This is a genomic window from Allobosea sp. MMO-172 (assembly GCF_037147855.1).
Lineage (GTDB): Bacteria > Pseudomonadota > Alphaproteobacteria > Rhizobiales > Beijerinckiaceae > Allobosea.
On record NZ_JBBCUM010000004.1, the window covers coordinates 102,416 to 117,527 of the forward strand.

Consider the following 15,112-nt stretch of genomic DNA (forward strand, 5'->3'; position numbering starts at 1 on the left):
CTCCGCTCCGATCTGCTGATCCGTCTCACGGATCGCGCCTCCGGCCCGGCCCGGGGCATCCTCGGCCTGATGAACCGGCTGCGCTCGGTCGGCGCCGGGGCTGGCGGCGGCCTGGCGGCCGTCGGCGATCGCGCTACGCGCAGCTTCTCGATGCTGCACGTCAAGCTGCTCGCGGCCACGGCCGCCGCCTATGCGCTCCAGCGCAGCGTCGCCGGCATGGTGACGCCGGCGGCCAGCTTCGAGACCGGCCTGCTCGACATCGCGCAGAAGGCTGATCTGTCCGACGCCAGCATGCACCAGCTCGGCGAGCGCGTGCGGAAGCTCGCGAAGGACGTTGGTCGTGGCGCCAACGATATGGCGAAGGGCGTCGACACGCTCCTGGGCTTCGGCCTCGATGTCGATAAGACCATGGAGGCTCTTCCCGGCATCGGTCGGACGGCGACGGCTTACAATGCCGAGGTGACCGACCTTGCAAAGGCAGTGTTTTCCTCGATCGACAACCTGAAGGTTGCGGCGAAGGATGTGCCAAAGATCCTCGATTCTATGGCCTATTCCGGCAAGGCGGGCGCCTTCGAGATCAAGGACATGGCCGCTGAGTTCCCCGCGCTCACGGCGTCGGCCCAGGCGCTCGGTATGACTGGCGTCGATGCTGTCTCGAAGTTGACCGCGGCGCTGCAGATCGCTCGCAAGGGCGCAGCCACAGGTTCGGAAGCTGCAACCAACACCGCCAACCTGATGCAAAAGATCCAGTCTCAGGATGCAGTGAAAAAGTGGAAGGCCTTCAACGTCGATATTCGCGGGGAGGTCAAGAAGACCCAGAAGGCTGGCGGCGACATCTTCGTGATGCTTGCCGAGAATGCCAATAAGGTGCTCAAGGGCGATCTCGCCAAGCTTGGAGATCTCTATCAGGACGAGCAGGTGCAGAAATTCCTGCGGCCGCTCATCCAGAATTTGGAAGAGTACAAGCGAATTCGGGACGGGGCCCTTAGCGCACGCGGTGTTGTCGATCAGGATTTCGGACGCCGAATGAAGACCTATGAGGGGCAGGTTCGCCGCCTCTCGGGAGCTTTCGAGGACCTGCGGATTGCGTCCGGCCGGCGATTCCTCGGCCCGCTGACAGCCGGCATGGAGCAGCTCTCCGGCATCCTGAACTCGATGGACGGGCGTGTATCCATCCTGGACCGCCTGGGCAATTCCATCCGTGGGCTGGTGACGGGTATCATGGGCCCGGGCAGCGAAGGCGGGATGGCGCAAGCCTTCGGCAAGCTCGGCGACCTGATCTTCGGCAAGACCGAGACGTTCTCGGCCGATGTCGACGCCATGGGGCAGAGCTTCGAGAAATTCCGCCAGATGGGGTCCGCGCTGCGCGAATTCGCGGCGGCGATCGGCGGCTTCGTCTCCGGCTTCCAGCAGCTGACCGGGCTCGACCTCTCATCGCTGTCGGTCTGGGCGCTGAAACTGGGAGCGGCGGCGGTCGGCATCGGCATTTTCGCCAAGGCCATCCGTGGCCTCACCTCGGCCATCCTGGCATTGACCGGCATGAAGATGCTCTGGTCGCTCGGCAAGAAAACAGGCTCCCTGATCAGCGCGCTGCGGCCGGCGGGCGCGGCCGCGCCGCCGGCCGGGTCGCCGGCCGCGCGCCCGGGCGGCGGCAATGGCTCCGTGCCGGCTGTCGGCGGCTCGCGTCTCGGCGGCGTCGAGAGCGTGAAGACGCCGCGGCCGATGGGCGCCTGGAGCATTCAGGATCTGCAGAAGCGGGTTTCCGCGATGCTGTCGGAGGCGCCGCAGGCAAGCCTGATGACGCGTCTCGGCAGCGTGCTGAAGAACGGTCTGTTCGCGGGGGCGGTCGAGTATGTCGGCCGCACTTCGATGGATGCCGGCCTCGACCAGGTCGACAAGCGCCTGGGCCTCGACACGTCGAACCGGCCCGATCCCGGCCTCGTCCCGACGGTCCAGCGCCTGATCGGGCATTTCGAGAGCTGGTTCGGCTCGGGCAGCAAGAAGGGATCCGACCAATCAGCGGGACCGTTGAAGACGAGCGATCTTCAGGGTCTCCTCCAGCCGAAAGGGACGCAGGACGTCCGGATCACCAACCCTCCGCCCGTGCCGAGCGTGCCGGTTTCGGTCAGCGTGGTCGTTAATGCGACTACGAATGCGAGCGCGGCTGATATCGGCGCGGCTGTCGGCAGGCAGGTTGGCGCGCAGACGAAGCGCGCGCTCGAGGGTGCATTCTCTGACGCCGCCAACTAGTTTCCGGCGATCCGGCGAACCAGAGACGGCATGTGGATCTTTGCTGCTGGCGCTTTCACCAGGCGCCGGCAGCCTTCCATCTCCGTTTCCCAGTCGCGGGCGCGATCCCGCATGATCTTCGCTCGTGCCGCAGGTGCGGGGCGCTCGGCGAGGATTGCGTCGGAGAGGATCACTGAAAGCTGCTTTGCCGCGTATTCGCAGTTGAACAGCCTTTCGCTGTCCTTACTGGCGGTATCGAACTCGAATGCTTCGGCGCGGGCGTCCAGCGTTGCTTTCAGCTTTTGATTGGCGACGCGGTCAAATGGGCTTGTCTCCAGGGCTCGGGCCGTGCTGGCCGTCAGATCATAGAGCGCCCTCGCGGAACGCCTCTCGTCCGCGCTCGCCGCCGTGGCCGTGGCGATCATCACCACGTAGCCGATTGAGAGAGCATATTTCATGACCAATCCTGTTTCCATGGCGCTGGGCCCGTTCGCCTTCGAGGCGATCGGCTTCCATTATGACGGGCTGGCGCGGTCCGTGAACACCAGCTGGAGCGATATCGAGGTCGCACAGCGGCTCAATGCCCAGCAATGGCTCGGCCCGACCAGCGACGAGGTGACGATCAAGGGCGTGCTGTTCCCCTTCGAGTTCGGCGGACAGGACAGCCTCGACGGCGTGATCGCGGCCGCGGAATCGGGCGAGCCGATGATGTTCGTCGCCGGCGATGCGGCAGATGGCCGGATCTATGGCTATCACACCATCCAGGGTGTCGAAGAGGATCGCGGCTTCATCGATCGCGCCGGGATCCCGCGCCGCAACGCCTATCTGATCAAGCTCAAGCGCTACGACGGCGAGGTGGATTCCTCGGATGTCGTCGGAAGCCTGCTTTCGCTCCTGGGGTAACGCCATGACGCCATTTGTGACGAGGCAGGGCCAGACCGTCGACATGGTCTGCTGGGAGCACTACCGCCGCACGGCGGACATCACCGAGATCGTGTTCGACGCCAATCCCGGTCTCGCCGATCTCGGCCCAGTCCTGCCTATGGGCACCCGCATCCTGTTGCCGGACCTGCCGGTCCCCCAGCGCGAAGCTCGCAAGCTCACCAGCCTCTGGGACTGATCCATGCATCCGATGATCGAACTGACGGTCGACGGCAAGCCCGTCGCCGGGGCATTCTATGAGCGCCTGATGGAGTTCAGCTGCGAGGACAAGGAAGGCATCGAAAGTGATCGCTTCGATGCCAGGTTGCTCGACGGCCCGCCGGCGTTCCTCGAGATGCCGCGCAAGGGCGCCGTCGTCGTCGCCAAGCTGGGCTATCGAGAGACCGGCCTTCGGCAGGTCGGCCGCTATGTCGTCGACACGATCAAGGGCGCATGCCTGCCCTATTCGGTGTCGATCGGCGGGAAGGCTGCGGATCTGCGCAAGGGCAAGCTGAAGACCCGCAGCGAGAGGCATTGGGACAACGAGACGGTGCAAAAAATCGTCGAGGATGTCGCCGGAGATGCGGGATGGTCGGCGAAAGTCTCGGAAGCGATAGGGCAGCATCGATATAAGTGGTTCGGACAGCAAGACGAGACGCCCGGCCATTTTCTCGAGAGGTTGGCGAGGCGCCATAATGCCTTGTTTGCCGTCAAAGACGGTATCGTGATCTTCGCCGAGAGGGGGGCGGGTTTGTCGCTCTCGGGCGCGAGCATGGGCCAGGTCATCGTGACGCCTGACCGGGTGATCGAGGGCACGCTCGAATACGAGTTCAACGACCGCCAGGCCTATGGGAAGGTCACGGCCTATTATCAGGACCGGAACAAGGCCAAGCGGATCGAGATGGAGGTTTCGGCCGGCGGGGCGAGCGACAGCGTCTACCGCCTGCCCGAGCCCTATGCCGATGCAGCCGAGGCGGACAAGGCGGCGCAGGCCAAGGCCAAGCAGCTGAAGCGGGGGGAGGGCTCCTTCTCGGTCGAGATGCCGGGCGATACCGGCCTCGTCGCCGGCGCGCCGCTGATCTGCCGCGACATCCGCCCCGGCCTCGACGGCGTGCCCTGGCTGATCGACGGCGTCACCCATAGCTTCAGCAAGGCGCAGGGCTTCCGCTCGAAGATCTCGGCCAAGCTCTGGGACGGCCAATCCGGCAAGGGCGCTGGCACCGGCGCGGGTGCCGGCTCCGCGTCGGGCGACACGCCTGCTAAGCCGCCCCCGCCGAATGCGCCCGACAATGTGAAGGCGGGCGCCCCGGACGGCTGGGGCGCCGGTGGCCTCAGGCTCGATCAGCGCTGATCCTTCACCCGCATCGTTTCTCAACCGGCCCGCCGCGCGCGGGCTTTTTCATGTCTGGAGATGACCATGGACAAGACCGTGCCCGCCGGCGCGGCGCTTCTGCTCGACTTCATCGGGCAGACCGAGGCGCCGCGCGGCTATGACACCATTTACGGCAACAACCAGGGCAAGCTGCCGAAGCCGCTGACCGGCATGACGATCGGCGAGGTGCTGACGGCCCAGCCGGGCTGGACGAAGTCCTTCGGATCGAGCGCGGCCGGGCGCTACCAGATCATGAAGGCGACCCTCGAGGGCCTTCTGGCCGATCCGAAGCTCGGGCTGACGCGGTCCATGCGGTTCGACGCGAATTTACAGGACCGGCTCGGCTTTCACCTGCTGAAGCGCCGCGGCTATGCGGCCTTCATGGCCGGGCAGATCGGCCTGACGGCGTTCGGCAAGAGCCTGGCGCAGGAATGGGCCTCCTTCCCGGTCCTCTCCGCGACCCAGGGCAACAAGCGCAAGGTCGAGCGCGGGCAGAGCTATTATGCCGGCGACGGGGTCAACAAGGCGCTGGTGAAGCCCGAGACCGTCGAGGTCGTGCTGTTCAATGCCCGGGCTGCGGCTTCCGCGCCGCCCCCGCCGGACATCCCGCTGCCGCGCGAGCCGATCGCCTGGAACGATGCGGCGGCGCTCACCGTCGGCGGCGTCACCATCGTCAAGCCCGCCGATCCGAAGCCGCAGGGCTTCCTCGCCTGGCTGAAATCTCTGTTCGCCTGAACCGCCGCGGCCGGTCCCGCCGCTCCCTCGACAATGGAGTTCCCCATGATCCGACGCTTCACCGCGGCGCTCGCCGTCGCTTGCGCGCTTGTGCTCGCCGGCTGCCAGACCCGCCTCGACAATCCGACCGCCTGGGGCCAGATCGCCGCCGGCGTCGGCGCCATCATCGGCGAGACGAAGGTCGATCCGCAGATCGCGAAGGTGAGCGCCAAGCTCGCCAAATACTGCACGGAGCTGCAGACGGCCGCGCTCGCGGTCGACGCCTTCGCGCCGGACAATCTCCAAGCCGCGGCGCGCGACGGCCGCATCGCCATCTCGACCTTCTGCGCGAGCCCGCCGAAGAACGTCGCCGAGGCCATCGCCGGCGTGGTCACCGCCTATGCCGCGATCGCGGCGGCGCGCGCGGAGGATTGAGCCATGGGGGCGATCACTCCGTTCCTGCCGCTGATCCGGGTCTGGCTGTTCGGCCAGATCGTCTGGGCGCTCGGCAAGGCCGGTCTCCCGGCCGAGCATGCCGCGCCGCTGACCGACTGGCTCATGGGCGGCATCCCGCTCGTGCTGACGGTCGCCTATGGCGCCTGGGCGTCCTGGCGAGAGAGGAAGCCCGCCTGATGGCCGACCTGCCTCCTGACTGGCTTCACCAGCTCGTCGGGGTGAAGACGCCGCATGTCGTCGCCGGCATCGCCGGCGGCGTCGTGCGCGGCTTCGTCTCGAAGGGCTTCACCTGGCCACAGCGCCTCGGTTCCGCGGTGGTCGGCGCGGCCGTCGCGGGTTACGGCACGCCGTTTTCGGCGCCGATCCTGCGGAAATGGCTGGACCTCTGGCAGTACCCGCCAGGCGATATCGAAGGCTCGCTGGGCTTCGCGCTCGGTCTCGTCGGCATGACCGTGTGCGACGCGCTGATCCGCTGGGCGCGCCGCTGGCGCGACGGGGCGCCGCCTCCCTTTCCGAAAGGCTGACCATGGGCGTCCAGCATCTCAACAGCCCGCTCGGCCGCGCCGAGGCGGAAGCGGCCGTGCGCGCGGTCGAGGCGGCCATCGTGGCCGGCGCGATCTATCCGCTGGCGCGCGGGAAGCCCGGCCGCTCCGCCCTGGCGGAAGCGGCTGCCACGCTCGGGCTCGCGGCCAGCACGGTCGCGAACCGCCTGCGACAGGCGCTAGCGCTCTATGGCCTCCTGCCGAACGGCATCCATCCTCCGGTGAGCGTGGCCCGTCGCAACAGGGGAGGCGGACCTAAGCCCAGCGAGCCGGACAACGCCCTGCAGCGCAAGCTGACGGGGCTGCAGGACGAGGTCGTGGCGCTGCGCAAGCAGCTCAAGGCCGAGCAGCGCGCGGATCTCGATACCGAGGCCGTGCGCGCCTTGCTGGGCCGGCTCGCGGCCGCGTCGTCGACCCCGCCACGCTGGACGATCGATCCCGGCGCCAAGCGCGGGCGCGGCACGCCCGAGGTGCCCGTGACTGTCTGGTCCGACTGGCATATGGGCGAGGTCGTCTCCCTGGCCGAGACCGGCGGCAAGAACGTCTACGATCCCGCCATCGCCGAGGCCCGCGTGCGCCGCCTGGTCGCCGCGACGATCTCGCTGGCGAAGGAGCACGGACCGGGCGACTATCCCGGCATCGTCGTCAACCTGCTTGGCGATTTCGTCTCGGGCGGACTGCATCCCGAGCTCGCGAAGACCGATGCCGAGGAGGTGCTGCCCACCGTCCTGCGCTGCGTCGACCTGCTGATCTGGGGCCTGCGCCAGATCGCGGATGCCTTCGGCCAGGTCTATGTCCCCTGCGCCAGCGGCAATCATGGCCGGGCGACGCAAAAGCCGGAGTTCAAGCGCTATGTCTTCAAGAACTTCGACTGGCTGATCTATCAGCTCGTCGCGCGGGCCTTCGAAGGCGACCGGCGCCTGCATTTCGACATCCCCGACACCAACGAGGTGCACTATCGCGTCTTCGGCCAGCGCTATCTCGCCATGCATGGCGACATGCTCGGCGTGAAAGGTGGCGACGGCATCATCGGCTCGCTCGGCCCGATCGCGCGCGGCGAGACCAAGGTGGGGAAGCAGGCGGCGGCGCTCGGCCTCGATTACGACATGCTGGTGATCGGCCACTGGCACCAGATGATCTGGCTGCCGCGCGTCATCGTCGCCGGCACGCTGAAGGGCTGGGACGAATATGCCCGCTCTGCCCTGCGCGCCCCGCCGCAGGCGCCGTCGCAGCCGTTGTGGTTCGTGCATCCGCGCCGCGGCATCACCTCGAAATGGGAAATCAAGCTCGACGAGCCGGAGGCGGCGGCGGGCGAGGACTGGGTCAGCTTCAGGAGGGCGGCATGACGATGCGCGATGCCGAGACCGTGCTCGAGGCGGAGGTCTGGCCGATGAAGCCGCCGCGCCGCGGCCTCATCGCCTGGCGCGACTGCCCGCACTGCCAGCACGGCCATGAGAACCACGAATATCATTGCACCGGCGGTTGCATGGCCGGCTTCCGGGTCAGGACGATCGGGTTCTGCGGCCCGATCGGAGCCGGCAAGTCGGAGGCGGCGAAGCGGCTGGTCTCGCGCTGGCGCTTCAGTCGTGTCCGCTTCGCCGAACCGCTCAAGGCCATGCTGGCGGCGCTCGGCCTGACCGAGGCGCAGCTCGACGGAGCCTCGAAGGAGGAGCCGGCCGCACTGCTCTGCGGGCGGACGCCGCGGCAGGCGATGCAATGGCTCGGGACCGAGTGGGGCCGCAACCTGATCGCCGACGATTTCTGGATCGCGGCCTGGCGGGCGGCTGTCGAGCGGGTGCAGCCGCGTTTCACCTGTCACGGGGGCTTCGCCCCGCTGCGCCTGATCGTCGCCGACGACGTCCGCTTCGCCAACGAGGCGAAGGCGATCCGCGACCGCGGCGGCCTCGTCGTCAGGATCGAGCGGCCGGGTGCCGGAACGACGACAGGCGCCGGCCATGCGAGCGAGCGGGCGGATTTCGTGCCCGACCGGATCATCAGGAATCGCGGCAGCCTGGCCGAGTTGCAGGCCCAGATCGACGCGCTGGCGATGGAACTGAGAGAGTAGGATTGGCCCCGTCAGCTCCGGCTGGCGGGGCTTTTTTCGTTCCGGCTAGTGCTTCTGCTTTCGGGCTTCTGCCGCCAGGGCGAGCAGGCCTTTTCCCAGTTCTTCGGCGATTTCAGGGTCACACCCGAAAGCGATGGGCTCGCGGTCGCTGTATCGGAACACCACCTCAATCTTGCCGGTCGGTTCGTGGTGGCCTGCCACATGCCACCGCTGGCAAGGTTCTCGTCGACAGCTTTAATGATCCGGGGGGAAGGCCTCCTCAATCGTCTTCTGTGCGCTCTGCATTTCGTAGGCCTGTGCCGCGCCATGACTGAAGTCGGCGCTCTCCCGCCCGACTGAAGCCAGAATGGGCGGGTTTTTTGCAGCGATTGCGCGCCTCTTGCGGTAGGCGATCGCTTCCTTCGCGGGGCGTAGGAGCGACGTCATAGCGGCTCCTCGTCTTCGAGATTGCCGACCCTCTAACGCATTTCCGCCGCACTTCACCATCGCGCCACATCGGCGGGGCATTTCTATATGGGCTACATGCTTACGCTACGCCTTTGCCTCGCGGCCGGCGGAGATGACCGTAGCGTCCGAACCTGCGGGTGCGCTACAGCAGGGCGCATTCGGGCGATTGACCAGGTAAGCTACCTTACCTTAATAGATGCCCTAAACTCTGATTGCGATCATAAGCCATCACGGAAGCGGACAGGCAATAGCCTAATGAAGCCTGGTCATTTCGACTTTATTGATGCCGTTCGCGGATATGCGATTTTGGGTGTCATTGTTGTTCATGTTGCAAGCTGGGCGCCTCCAACAAATGGAATTGCTTTGCGACTGTTTGAGCAAGGCGCCAGAGGCGTTCAGTTATTTTATGTAGCGAGCGCATTCACATTGCTTATGTCTTGGCGCGCGAGGAACGATGGATACCTCCCGTTCTTGGTGAGGCGAGTATTTAGGATTACTCCCCTCATATGGCTGGCGATCCCAGTATATTTGTTATTTTCTGGCCTTGGGTCTGGGTATGTTGCTCCTCCGGCCGATTGGACCAAGTCGGATGTTTTCCGGCAAATGTTCTATGTCGATTCATTCGCGCCAAACAGTTATTCCATAGTGCCTGGTGGATGGACCGTAAATACGGAGATGCTTTTCTATTTAATTTTGCCGATATTTGTAGTTTTAATCAAAACTTGGCGCGCGGCGATCGTAGCTTATTTTATTTCCCTGATTTTTGCTGCGAAGTTTGCGCCCCGTTTTGAGATATTTTTGATCAGCCGTTTCGAGAATATTCCGCCAGAAATGCTTGCTGTATGGGGCGCGCTGAGCCTTCCAGTTCAACTGCCCATTTTTATGTCTGGATTTGTAGTTTTCTATCTTATGAAGGAGCAAATCTTAGATAAAAAAGAACATCGTAGAATTCTTAAGCTAATACTGGTCCTTTCTTTCTGTCTGATGATTACTTTCTCTTTCTTTCGCCCTATCACATATGGATTTTGGGGCGTTCCACTCGGGATATTGATTTTTTGCTTTGGGAGAGGAGTTGGAGGTATTCTTATAAATAGTGCAATAGTTTCTCTGGGGAAGATAAGTTTTAGCGCATACATCTGGCATTGGCTGGTACTGAATTTTGTGTCCCTTGATAGGGATTTTGGCATCAACATTTTTGGGCTGGGTTTCGAGCCAAGCTATGTACGCTTCTCTATCCTGCTGGTTGTGGTTCTATCAGCCACATCAGGCGTGGCTTTTCTATCTTATCAATTCATCGAGCGCCCGATGATTAAGATTGGAGGCATCTTGGCCGAAAGGGTGGCTAAGAAGCATCGCCATAACAAGCAGGCCGGTCATCCCGACCATCCCGCGACGGGGCACTCTTGAGATTGCCGCCACGTCGGAAGCGGCTGGCGGGGCTCTTTTCGTTCCGGTCAGTGCTTCTGCTTTCGGACTTCGGCCGCCAAGGCTAGCAGGCCTCTCCCCAGTTCTTCGGCGATTTCAGGATCGCACCCGAACGCGATCGGTTCCCGGTCGCTGTATCGGAACACCACTACAATCTTGCCGGTCGGCTCGTGGTGGCCGGCTTCCCAAGCGCCTATTTCGAAGATGTCGAATTCTTCCTTCGGCAATGCATCCTCCCTCATCCCCGACGGAGCATTGCATATCGATCGACCTCAGCCCGCAAGTATGCGACCGCGACCTCGCCGCGCTTGAACTTCATGCCCTTGCCGGGCTCGTCGAAAACCTCATTCCGCCGGGCCAGCGGGAGCTCAGCAAGCATCTGCACTTCGCATTCGTGCTTCCACTCTTCCGACCAGGTCGAAACCTCGCGGCCGGCGAGGATGGAATGCTTCATGGGCGGGTTGTCGGGCGGGTATGGCATGTGGGGCGCTATGCCCGATTCTCCCGCTTGCGCGTAGCCTCCTTGCGCGCCTTCAGCCATTCCATGTGGGCGACGTGGGCAGCCCAGCCCTCCGGGCCGATGAATTCCAGATAGCGCTCCATCGCCCTGCGGATATCCGGCAGTGCGGCGTCGCGGGTCGGGGCGATCCCGCAGTCGGACATGCCCTCACGCGCGCCATTGCCGTGCCGGCCCGGATGCATGTGGAAATTCCAACGCCAATCCGGCGGGGTGTCCGAAGGCCCCTGATGCAGGACGAGTGAGCCGACGTAGCACCCGTCGCAGTCGATCGACCAGAACTTGTCGTCGTCTTCCGGCCGCGGGTGGTCGTTATAGGTGCGCCGAAGCGTAAGGGAGATCGTCATAGCGCCCGGATCTGCTCTTCGAATTCTTCGGGGATCGCGCCATGGCGCGCCAGCACATCGAGCGAGCTGACCTCGCCGGTTTCATCGTCGGCTGTGACATGAATGACCGCGACACCTTCAGCAGTTTTCCCCAGCCGCTCCCCCTCGTTCAGGGCGTGATGCTTCGTCTTCGCCGGCACGCGCTGGGCCGGCACCAGACGCTTCCGATGGGTCTTGAAGGGCTGGAGAAAGAACGTTTCGACGGTGGCCATGGCTTGACTCCTTGTGCTTGTTTGTTCTCATAATGTTCTCATTCAGAGGACGCAAGCCATGTCAGCCCAGCCAGCCGATCAGCATGTCGAAGACACCACGCTGGACGCGGAAATCTCGGGCATCGTGTCCACGCTGTTGGAGGAGCACGGCTCCGAAATGGCCGCGCTTCGTGCGCTGGCGCACGATTTCGTCGTGCTGCTGGCGGATGCTGATCGTTCGGTCTCGCGCGGCTATCTGCGCGGCCTGTTCTCGCAGGGAGCGCGGCCGATCCGCGAGGCCGAATGAGCCATGGAACCGCCGGACGAAGAGACGCAGCTTCGGGATTTCCCGTGGGTGATCGTGCGTCTGCGCTGTCCCTGGTGCCGACGCGGCGGCGATTACAAGCTCGCGGACGTGGCTTCCAAGCACGGGAGCCGGACGACCATCGGCCGGATCGTGATCGCCTTCATGGGCGAGTGCGACTGGCGGCCTTGGAACCCCGCCCGCAAGCCGCAGAAATACGGGATGAAATGCGGCGGCTACTGCCCGGACCTGCGCAGGCCCGACCCGCCCGATCTGCCGCCATCGATGATCGGGCTCAACCTGATCGAGGGAGGCAAGGATGAGCAGCTACCAGCAGAGCCAAGCCGTCAGCCCCGTCGGCGGCGCGTCGGCGGCGAGTAGACCTCTCGATCGCGAGGAGGCTTTTGACCCCACTGGCTATATCAGCTCTGAATTCGTCAACCCGGCAGCGATCGATGGCGTGAAGGCATCGCTGATCGAGACCCGCGACCATGGCCATACCGGCGGATGCTCCGCCGATGACTTCAGCGCGACGACGGGTATGAACTGGCTCCATGCCATGGCCGAGCATTACGATTGCGAGGTGAGCGGGCCTTATCTCGGCGACCCGGAGTGTGGCGGCGACTACTACCTGTTTCACCACCGCCCGAAGCCGCAGATTCCACAAGGGGAATTGTTCGAATAGGCCAGCCATGCAGGATAGGCCGATACCGGAGGCCCCATGTGCAATCTCTACAGCCACACCCGTAACGTCGAGGCGATGCGCAAACTGTTCGCCAGATTCGACGTCGCGGCGCAGGTCGTGCCGCAGCCCGGGATCTTCCCTGATTACACCGCGCCGGTGATCCGTAATCCGCTCGGCGGTGGCGAGCCCGAGCTCGCGCTGGCGCGCTGGGGGATGCCGGCGCTGCCCTTCATTCTCGAAAAGGCTGCGAAGGAGCGAGCTGCGAAGCTTGCGGCCAAAGGAAGGCCGGTGGACATGGAGCATCTGCTCCGGATGGAGCCGAACGCCGGCAACACCAACATACGCCAAACGCAATACTGGACGCGCTGGCTCGGCGTCGAGCATCGCTGCCTGGTGCCTTTCAACTCCTTCAGCGAGTTCAACAAGGACGCAGGCGGCGACATCTGGTTCGCATTCGGAGAGGAGCGGCCAACCGCGTTCTTCGCCGGGGTGTGGGCATCACAATGGCGAAGCGTTCGAAAGGTCAAGGAAGGCGAGGTGACGGCCGATCTCTACGCCTTCCTCACGACGAAACCGAACGCCGAGGTCGGGGCCATCCACCCGAAGGCCATGCCGGTGATTCTGACGACGCCGGAGGAGTGCGAAACCTGGATGACCGCGCCCTGGGAAGAGGCCCAGACGTTACAACGACCGCTACCGGACGGCTCGCTTGCTATCGTCGCGCGCGGCGGGAAGAAAGATGGCGAGAGCGGCGAAGACGATCGGCCCGCGCAGGCTTCGTTGCTCTGATGGGCCATTGGGAGCAGATCGGCCGCGATAACGCCGAGGAGCGCGCGCGGAGGGCATCTTTGCCATGGTGGCGGCGCATGCTGGCCAGACAAGGCCGGGCTGCTCTGCTGGCAGCGGCGTGGATAATTTCCATTCTGGTGCTGCTTCGGACAATGGGTATAAGGCTGCCTTAGTAAGGCGATTTCGTGCAACATAACGTGTAACAATTCGTACCACATATAGATCATAAGTATTTGAAAAATATAACTTCTCTATAGATTTCAAATCCCTCCCTGTCCGCCACTCCCTAACGCCGCTGGGTCGATTTCCCCGAAAAGTTCCGCAGGACCGTAGACCTGCAACGACTCCGCGGGGCGCAGGGTTGCACGCTGCCGTCAGGCGCGGCAAAGATAGGGCATGATCAGGATAACGATTGCCGCCAGCCTGGTTGCCGTTCTGGCCGCCGGCTGCGTTTCATCCCGCCCCCGGCCTGTTCCCCAGCCCGAGGCGGCGCCCGCCAAGCATATCGTCCGCGAGGGCGCTCAGCTCGTCCTGCCGGACGGCACGCGAGTCACGCCGGACTATACCGGCGGCTTCACGCTGCCGAATGGCGACTATGTCAAGCGCGAGCGCGGCGCGCTGGTGCTGCCCACCGGCGCGCGCTGCCAGCCGATCGCGAACGGCTACGCCTGCCCCTGACGGCTCTCGGGCGGCGCGACCCTGTCGTCACGCCGCCTTCGAAGCCGAGCGGGGCTTCTTCGACGCGCCGGCATCGGAATCGCCGGATTCCTCAAGCACGTGGTTGTGGCTGCGGAAGGCCCAGATTTCCTTGGCGGCTTCCCAGTGCTCGCGGTCGCGGCCCTCTGGCTGCCCGTCCTTGATCCAGAGATCATAGGCGATCTTCCGGATTTCGTGCTGGGTCTTGTCGTCCTGCTTCATGTCTCGCCTCCATGATCGCTCTCCGGCCATGCCGGAGAATCCTGGTTTCGGAGAGGGTGACGGCTGAGCCGTGCAGGACAACAACTCCGGCTAGGCCGGGGCTGTTCCCGCCAAAGCTGGACGTTCAAGCTTTGGCCGAAGCGGGCAAGCCGGGCGCTTCCGCATTCGATTCTGCCGAACGGCGCGCGTAGCGCTGGGCGAGGACGGCGCAGGCGAAGAGCTGCGCCTGATGGAACAGCATCAGCGGCAGCACGATCAGGCCGAGCGCCTGGCCGGGAAACAGGATATTCGCCATCGGGATGCCGCTCGCCATGCTCTTCTTCGAGCCGCAGAAGACGATGGCGATCTCGTCCTCCCGCGAGAAGCCGAGACGGCGGCTGAGCAAGGTCGTGATCGCCAGCACGGCGGCGAGCAGGACGATGTCGAGCGCCATGATCAGGCCGAGATCGGCGAGCGTGACCTGCGACCAGATGCCGGCGACCATGCCCTCGCTGAAGGCGGCATAGACGACGAGCAGGATCGAGCCGCGATCGACCAGCGAGATCGGCGCCTTGTGGCGTTGCAGGAAGGGCCCGATCCAGCGGCGCAGCAATTGCCCGACCAGGAACGGCATCAGCAATTGCAGGGCGATGCTCTCGACGGCACGCGTACTGAAGCCGCCGCCCTTGGAATCGAGCAGCAGCACGACGAGCAGCGGCGTCAGCACCATGCCGAAGAGGTTGGAGACCGAAGCGCTGCACAGGGCCGCCGCGACATTGCCGCGCGCGATCGAGGTGAAGGCGATCGAGGACTGCACGGTCGAGGGCAGGATGCAGACGAAGATCAGCCCGGCGATCAGCTCCGATGGCAGGACGCCGGCGAAGATGCGGGCGAGCAGCACGCCGAGCAGCGGGAACAGGACATAGGTGCTGGCGAAGACCAGCGATTGCAGGCGCCAGTGCAGCAGGCCTTCCCAGACCGCTGCCGGCGACAGCCGCGCGCCGTAGAGGAAGAACAGCAGCGCGACGGCGATCGAGACCGCGTCATTGGCGACCACCGCGCCGCTGCCATGGGCAGGGAAAACGGCCGCGATCGCGACCGTCGCCATCAGCGCGATCAGGTACGGGTCGATGCCGAAGCGGGCGAGGGTGCGGCGGAGCATCTGCGGTCCT

23 protein-coding genes are annotated in these 15,112 nt (G+C 64.4%); 16 read left to right on the plus strand and 7 right to left on the minus strand.

What is annotated here, in order from left to right; genetic code table 11:
* Positions 1-150: 150 nt before the first annotated feature.
* The gene (locus WFK61_RS07655) at positions 151-2,250 is read left to right on the plus strand and encodes a phage tail tape measure protein (RefSeq protein ID WP_336811194.1); all 2,100 of its coding nucleotides are present in this window, start codon (positions 151-153) and stop codon (positions 2,248-2,250) included.
* On the opposite strand, the gene WFK61_RS07660 is transcribed toward WFK61_RS07655, so the two are convergent.
* Entirely contained in the window at positions 2,247-2,687 is a 441-nt protein-coding gene (locus WFK61_RS07660) for a hypothetical protein (protein WP_336810944.1), read from the minus strand. The genes WFK61_RS07655 and WFK61_RS07660 overlap by 4 nt on opposite strands.
* Here WFK61_RS07660 and WFK61_RS07665 point away from each other — a divergent pair.
* The 10 genes from WFK61_RS07665 to WFK61_RS07710 all read left to right on the plus strand — a co-directional run bounded on the left by WFK61_RS07665 (position 2,686) and on the right by WFK61_RS07710 (position 10,153).
* Positions 2,686-3,132 (plus strand): phage tail protein, encoded by a 447-nt coding sequence (locus WFK61_RS07665; RefSeq protein WP_336810945.1) that lies wholly within the window; start codon positions 2,686-2,688, stop codon positions 3,130-3,132. The two genes, WFK61_RS07660 and WFK61_RS07665, sit on opposite strands and share 2 nt — an antisense overlap.
* A 4-nt stretch (positions 3,133-3,136) precedes the next feature.
* Positions 3,137-3,349, plus strand: a complete 213-nt coding sequence (locus WFK61_RS07670; protein WP_336810946.1) for a tail protein X — start codon at positions 3,137-3,139, stop codon at positions 3,347-3,349.
* A gap of 3 nt (positions 3,350-3,352) precedes the next feature.
* Entirely contained in the window at positions 3,353-4,501 is a 1,149-nt protein-coding gene (locus tag WFK61_RS07675; RefSeq protein ID WP_336810947.1) for a phage late control D family protein, read from the plus strand.
* 66 nt (positions 4,502-4,567) lie between these two features.
* Complete coding sequence (locus WFK61_RS07680) at positions 4,568-5,257, plus strand: lysozyme family protein (protein WP_336810948.1); 690 nt, start codon at positions 4,568-4,570, stop codon at positions 5,255-5,257.
* 45 nt (positions 5,258-5,302) lie between these two features.
* Positions 5,303-5,671 carry a hypothetical protein gene (locus WFK61_RS07685; protein ID WP_336810949.1) on the plus strand — a complete coding sequence of 123 codons (369 nt, stop codon included), beginning with the start codon at positions 5,303-5,305 and terminating at the stop codon, positions 5,669-5,671.
* Positions 5,672-5,674: 3 nt separating this feature from the next.
* The gene (locus tag WFK61_RS07690; RefSeq protein WP_336810950.1) at positions 5,675-5,869 is read left to right on the plus strand and encodes a hypothetical protein; all 195 of its coding nucleotides are present in this window, start codon (positions 5,675-5,677) and stop codon (positions 5,867-5,869) included.
* Positions 5,869-6,216, plus strand: coding sequence for a hypothetical protein (locus WFK61_RS07695; RefSeq protein ID WP_336810951.1), 348 nt, complete (start codon positions 5,869-5,871; stop codon positions 6,214-6,216). The genes WFK61_RS07690 and WFK61_RS07695 overlap by 1 nt, the downstream gene beginning before the upstream one ends.
* Positions 6,217-6,218: 2 nt before the next feature.
* Complete coding sequence (locus tag WFK61_RS07700) at positions 6,219-7,580, plus strand: hypothetical protein (RefSeq protein WP_336810952.1); 1,362 nt, start codon at positions 6,219-6,221, stop codon at positions 7,578-7,580.
* Positions 7,577-8,299, plus strand: coding sequence for a nucleoside/nucleotide kinase family protein (locus tag WFK61_RS07705; protein WP_336810953.1), 723 nt, complete (start codon positions 7,577-7,579; stop codon positions 8,297-8,299). Before WFK61_RS07700 ends, WFK61_RS07705 begins: the two co-directional genes overlap by 4 nt.
* 702 nt (positions 8,300-9,001) lie before the next feature.
* Positions 9,002-10,153 carry an acyltransferase family protein gene (locus WFK61_RS07710; protein WP_336810954.1) on the plus strand — a complete coding sequence of 384 codons (1,152 nt, stop codon included), beginning with the start codon at positions 9,002-9,004 and terminating at the stop codon, positions 10,151-10,153.
* Between the two features lie 47 nt (positions 10,154-10,200).
* On the opposite strand, the gene WFK61_RS07715 is transcribed toward WFK61_RS07710, so the two are convergent.
* Genes WFK61_RS07715 through WFK61_RS07730 form a run of 4 tightly spaced genes read right to left on the minus strand, consistent with a single transcriptional unit; the run spans position 10,201 to position 11,286 of the window.
* On the minus strand, positions 10,201-10,398 hold the full coding sequence (locus WFK61_RS07715; RefSeq protein ID WP_336810955.1) for a hypothetical protein: 198 nt from the start codon (positions 10,396-10,398) through the stop codon (positions 10,201-10,203).
* An 11-nt stretch (positions 10,399-10,409) separates the two neighbouring features.
* The gene (locus WFK61_RS07720) at positions 10,410-10,625 is read right to left on the minus strand and encodes a DUF7696 family protein (RefSeq protein ID WP_336810956.1); all 216 of its coding nucleotides are present in this window, start codon (positions 10,623-10,625) and stop codon (positions 10,410-10,412) included.
* A gap of 35 nt (positions 10,626-10,660) precedes the next feature.
* The gene (locus tag WFK61_RS07725; RefSeq protein ID WP_336810957.1) at positions 10,661-11,035 is read right to left on the minus strand and encodes a hypothetical protein; all 375 of its coding nucleotides are present in this window, start codon (positions 11,033-11,035) and stop codon (positions 10,661-10,663) included.
* Positions 11,032-11,286, minus strand: a complete 255-nt coding sequence (locus WFK61_RS07730) for a hypothetical protein (RefSeq protein ID WP_336810958.1) — start codon at positions 11,284-11,286, stop codon at positions 11,032-11,034. The genes WFK61_RS07725 and WFK61_RS07730 overlap by 4 nt, the downstream gene beginning before the upstream one ends.
* A gap of 58 nt (positions 11,287-11,344) precedes the next feature.
* Here WFK61_RS07730 and WFK61_RS07735 point away from each other — a divergent pair, with 58 nt between their 5' ends.
* From WFK61_RS07735 to WFK61_RS07755, 5 genes are all read left to right on the plus strand, one after another.
* On the plus strand, positions 11,345-11,572 hold the full coding sequence (locus WFK61_RS07735) for a hypothetical protein (RefSeq protein WP_336810959.1): 228 nt from the start codon (positions 11,345-11,347) through the stop codon (positions 11,570-11,572).
* Positions 11,573-11,575: 3 nt separating this feature from the next.
* Positions 11,576-11,950 carry a hypothetical protein gene (locus tag WFK61_RS07740; RefSeq protein WP_336810960.1) on the plus strand — a complete coding sequence of 125 codons (375 nt, stop codon included), beginning with the start codon at positions 11,576-11,578 and terminating at the stop codon, positions 11,948-11,950.
* The gene (locus WFK61_RS07745; protein ID WP_336810961.1) at positions 11,889-12,254 is read left to right on the plus strand and encodes a hypothetical protein; all 366 of its coding nucleotides are present in this window, start codon (positions 11,889-11,891) and stop codon (positions 12,252-12,254) included. The genes WFK61_RS07740 and WFK61_RS07745 overlap by 62 nt, the downstream gene beginning before the upstream one ends.
* A 36-nt stretch (positions 12,255-12,290) precedes the next feature.
* Entirely contained in the window at positions 12,291-13,043 is a 753-nt protein-coding gene (locus tag WFK61_RS07750) for an SOS response-associated peptidase (protein ID WP_336810962.1), read from the plus strand.
* 396 nt (positions 13,044-13,439) lie between these two features.
* Complete coding sequence (locus tag WFK61_RS07755; RefSeq protein WP_336810963.1) at positions 13,440-13,721, plus strand: hypothetical protein; 282 nt, start codon at positions 13,440-13,442, stop codon at positions 13,719-13,721.
* Positions 13,722-13,748: 27 nt separating this feature from the next.
* Here the strand turns inward: WFK61_RS07755 and WFK61_RS07760 are convergent, their stop codons facing one another.
* Entirely contained in the window at positions 13,749-13,961 is a 213-nt protein-coding gene (locus WFK61_RS07760) for a DUF2934 domain-containing protein (RefSeq protein ID WP_257735018.1), read from the minus strand.
* 124 nt (positions 13,962-14,085) lie between these two features.
* Positions 14,086-15,102 carry a bile acid:sodium symporter family protein gene (locus WFK61_RS07765; protein WP_336810964.1) on the minus strand — a complete coding sequence of 339 codons (1,017 nt, stop codon included), beginning with the start codon at positions 15,100-15,102 and terminating at the stop codon, positions 14,086-14,088.
* Positions 15,103-15,112 lie beyond the last annotated feature (10 nt).

Bases quoted from the DNA above. Each gene is read 5' to 3' on its own strand.
- WFK61_RS07655 (WP_336811194.1), top strand. From the start codon at position 151: ATGCTGCACGTCAAGCTGCTCGCGGCCACGGCCGCCGCCTATGCGCTC.
- WFK61_RS07665 (WP_336810945.1), top strand. From the start codon at position 2,686: ATGACCAATCCTGTTTCCATGGCGCTGGGCCCGTTCGCCTTCGAGGCG.
- WFK61_RS07660 (WP_336810944.1), bottom strand. From the start codon at position 2,687: ATGAAATATGCTCTCTCAATCGGCTACGTGGTGATGATCGCCACGGCC.
- WFK61_RS07670 (WP_336810946.1), top strand. From the start codon at position 3,137: ATGACGCCATTTGTGACGAGGCAGGGCCAGACCGTCGACATGGTCTGC.
- WFK61_RS07675 (WP_336810947.1), top strand. From the start codon at position 3,353: ATGCATCCGATGATCGAACTGACGGTCGACGGCAAGCCCGTCGCCGGG.
- WFK61_RS07680 (WP_336810948.1), top strand. From the start codon at position 4,568: ATGGACAAGACCGTGCCCGCCGGCGCGGCGCTTCTGCTCGACTTCATC.
- WFK61_RS07685 (WP_336810949.1), top strand. From the start codon at position 5,303: ATGATCCGACGCTTCACCGCGGCGCTCGCCGTCGCTTGCGCGCTTGTG.
- WFK61_RS07690 (WP_336810950.1), top strand. From the start codon at position 5,675: ATGGGGGCGATCACTCCGTTCCTGCCGCTGATCCGGGTCTGGCTGTTC.
- WFK61_RS07695 (WP_336810951.1), top strand. From the start codon at position 5,869: ATGGCCGACCTGCCTCCTGACTGGCTTCACCAGCTCGTCGGGGTGAAG.
- WFK61_RS07700 (WP_336810952.1), top strand. From the start codon at position 6,219: ATGGGCGTCCAGCATCTCAACAGCCCGCTCGGCCGCGCCGAGGCGGAA.
- WFK61_RS07705 (WP_336810953.1), top strand. From the start codon at position 7,577: ATGACGATGCGCGATGCCGAGACCGTGCTCGAGGCGGAGGTCTGGCCG.
- WFK61_RS07710 (WP_336810954.1), top strand. From the start codon at position 9,002: ATGAAGCCTGGTCATTTCGACTTTATTGATGCCGTTCGCGGATATGCG.
- WFK61_RS07720 (WP_336810956.1), bottom strand. From the start codon at position 10,625: ATGAAGCATTCCATCCTCGCCGGCCGCGAGGTTTCGACCTGGTCGGAA.
- WFK61_RS07725 (WP_336810957.1), bottom strand. From the start codon at position 11,035: ATGACGATCTCCCTTACGCTTCGGCGCACCTATAACGACCACCCGCGG.
- WFK61_RS07730 (WP_336810958.1), bottom strand. From the start codon at position 11,286: ATGGCCACCGTCGAAACGTTCTTTCTCCAGCCCTTCAAGACCCATCGG.
- WFK61_RS07735 (WP_336810959.1), top strand. From the start codon at position 11,345: ATGTCAGCCCAGCCAGCCGATCAGCATGTCGAAGACACCACGCTGGAC.
- WFK61_RS07740 (WP_336810960.1), top strand. From the start codon at position 11,576: ATGGAACCGCCGGACGAAGAGACGCAGCTTCGGGATTTCCCGTGGGTG.
- WFK61_RS07745 (WP_336810961.1), top strand. From the start codon at position 11,889: ATGAGCAGCTACCAGCAGAGCCAAGCCGTCAGCCCCGTCGGCGGCGCG.
- WFK61_RS07750 (WP_336810962.1), top strand. From the start codon at position 12,291: ATGTGCAATCTCTACAGCCACACCCGTAACGTCGAGGCGATGCGCAAA.
- WFK61_RS07755 (WP_336810963.1), top strand. From the start codon at position 13,440: ATGATCAGGATAACGATTGCCGCCAGCCTGGTTGCCGTTCTGGCCGCC.
- WFK61_RS07760 (WP_257735018.1), bottom strand. From the start codon at position 13,961: ATGAAGCAGGACGACAAGACCCAGCACGAAATCCGGAAGATCGCCTAT.
- WFK61_RS07765 (WP_336810964.1), bottom strand. From the start codon at position 15,102: ATGCTCCGCCGCACCCTCGCCCGCTTCGGCATCGACCCGTACCTGATC.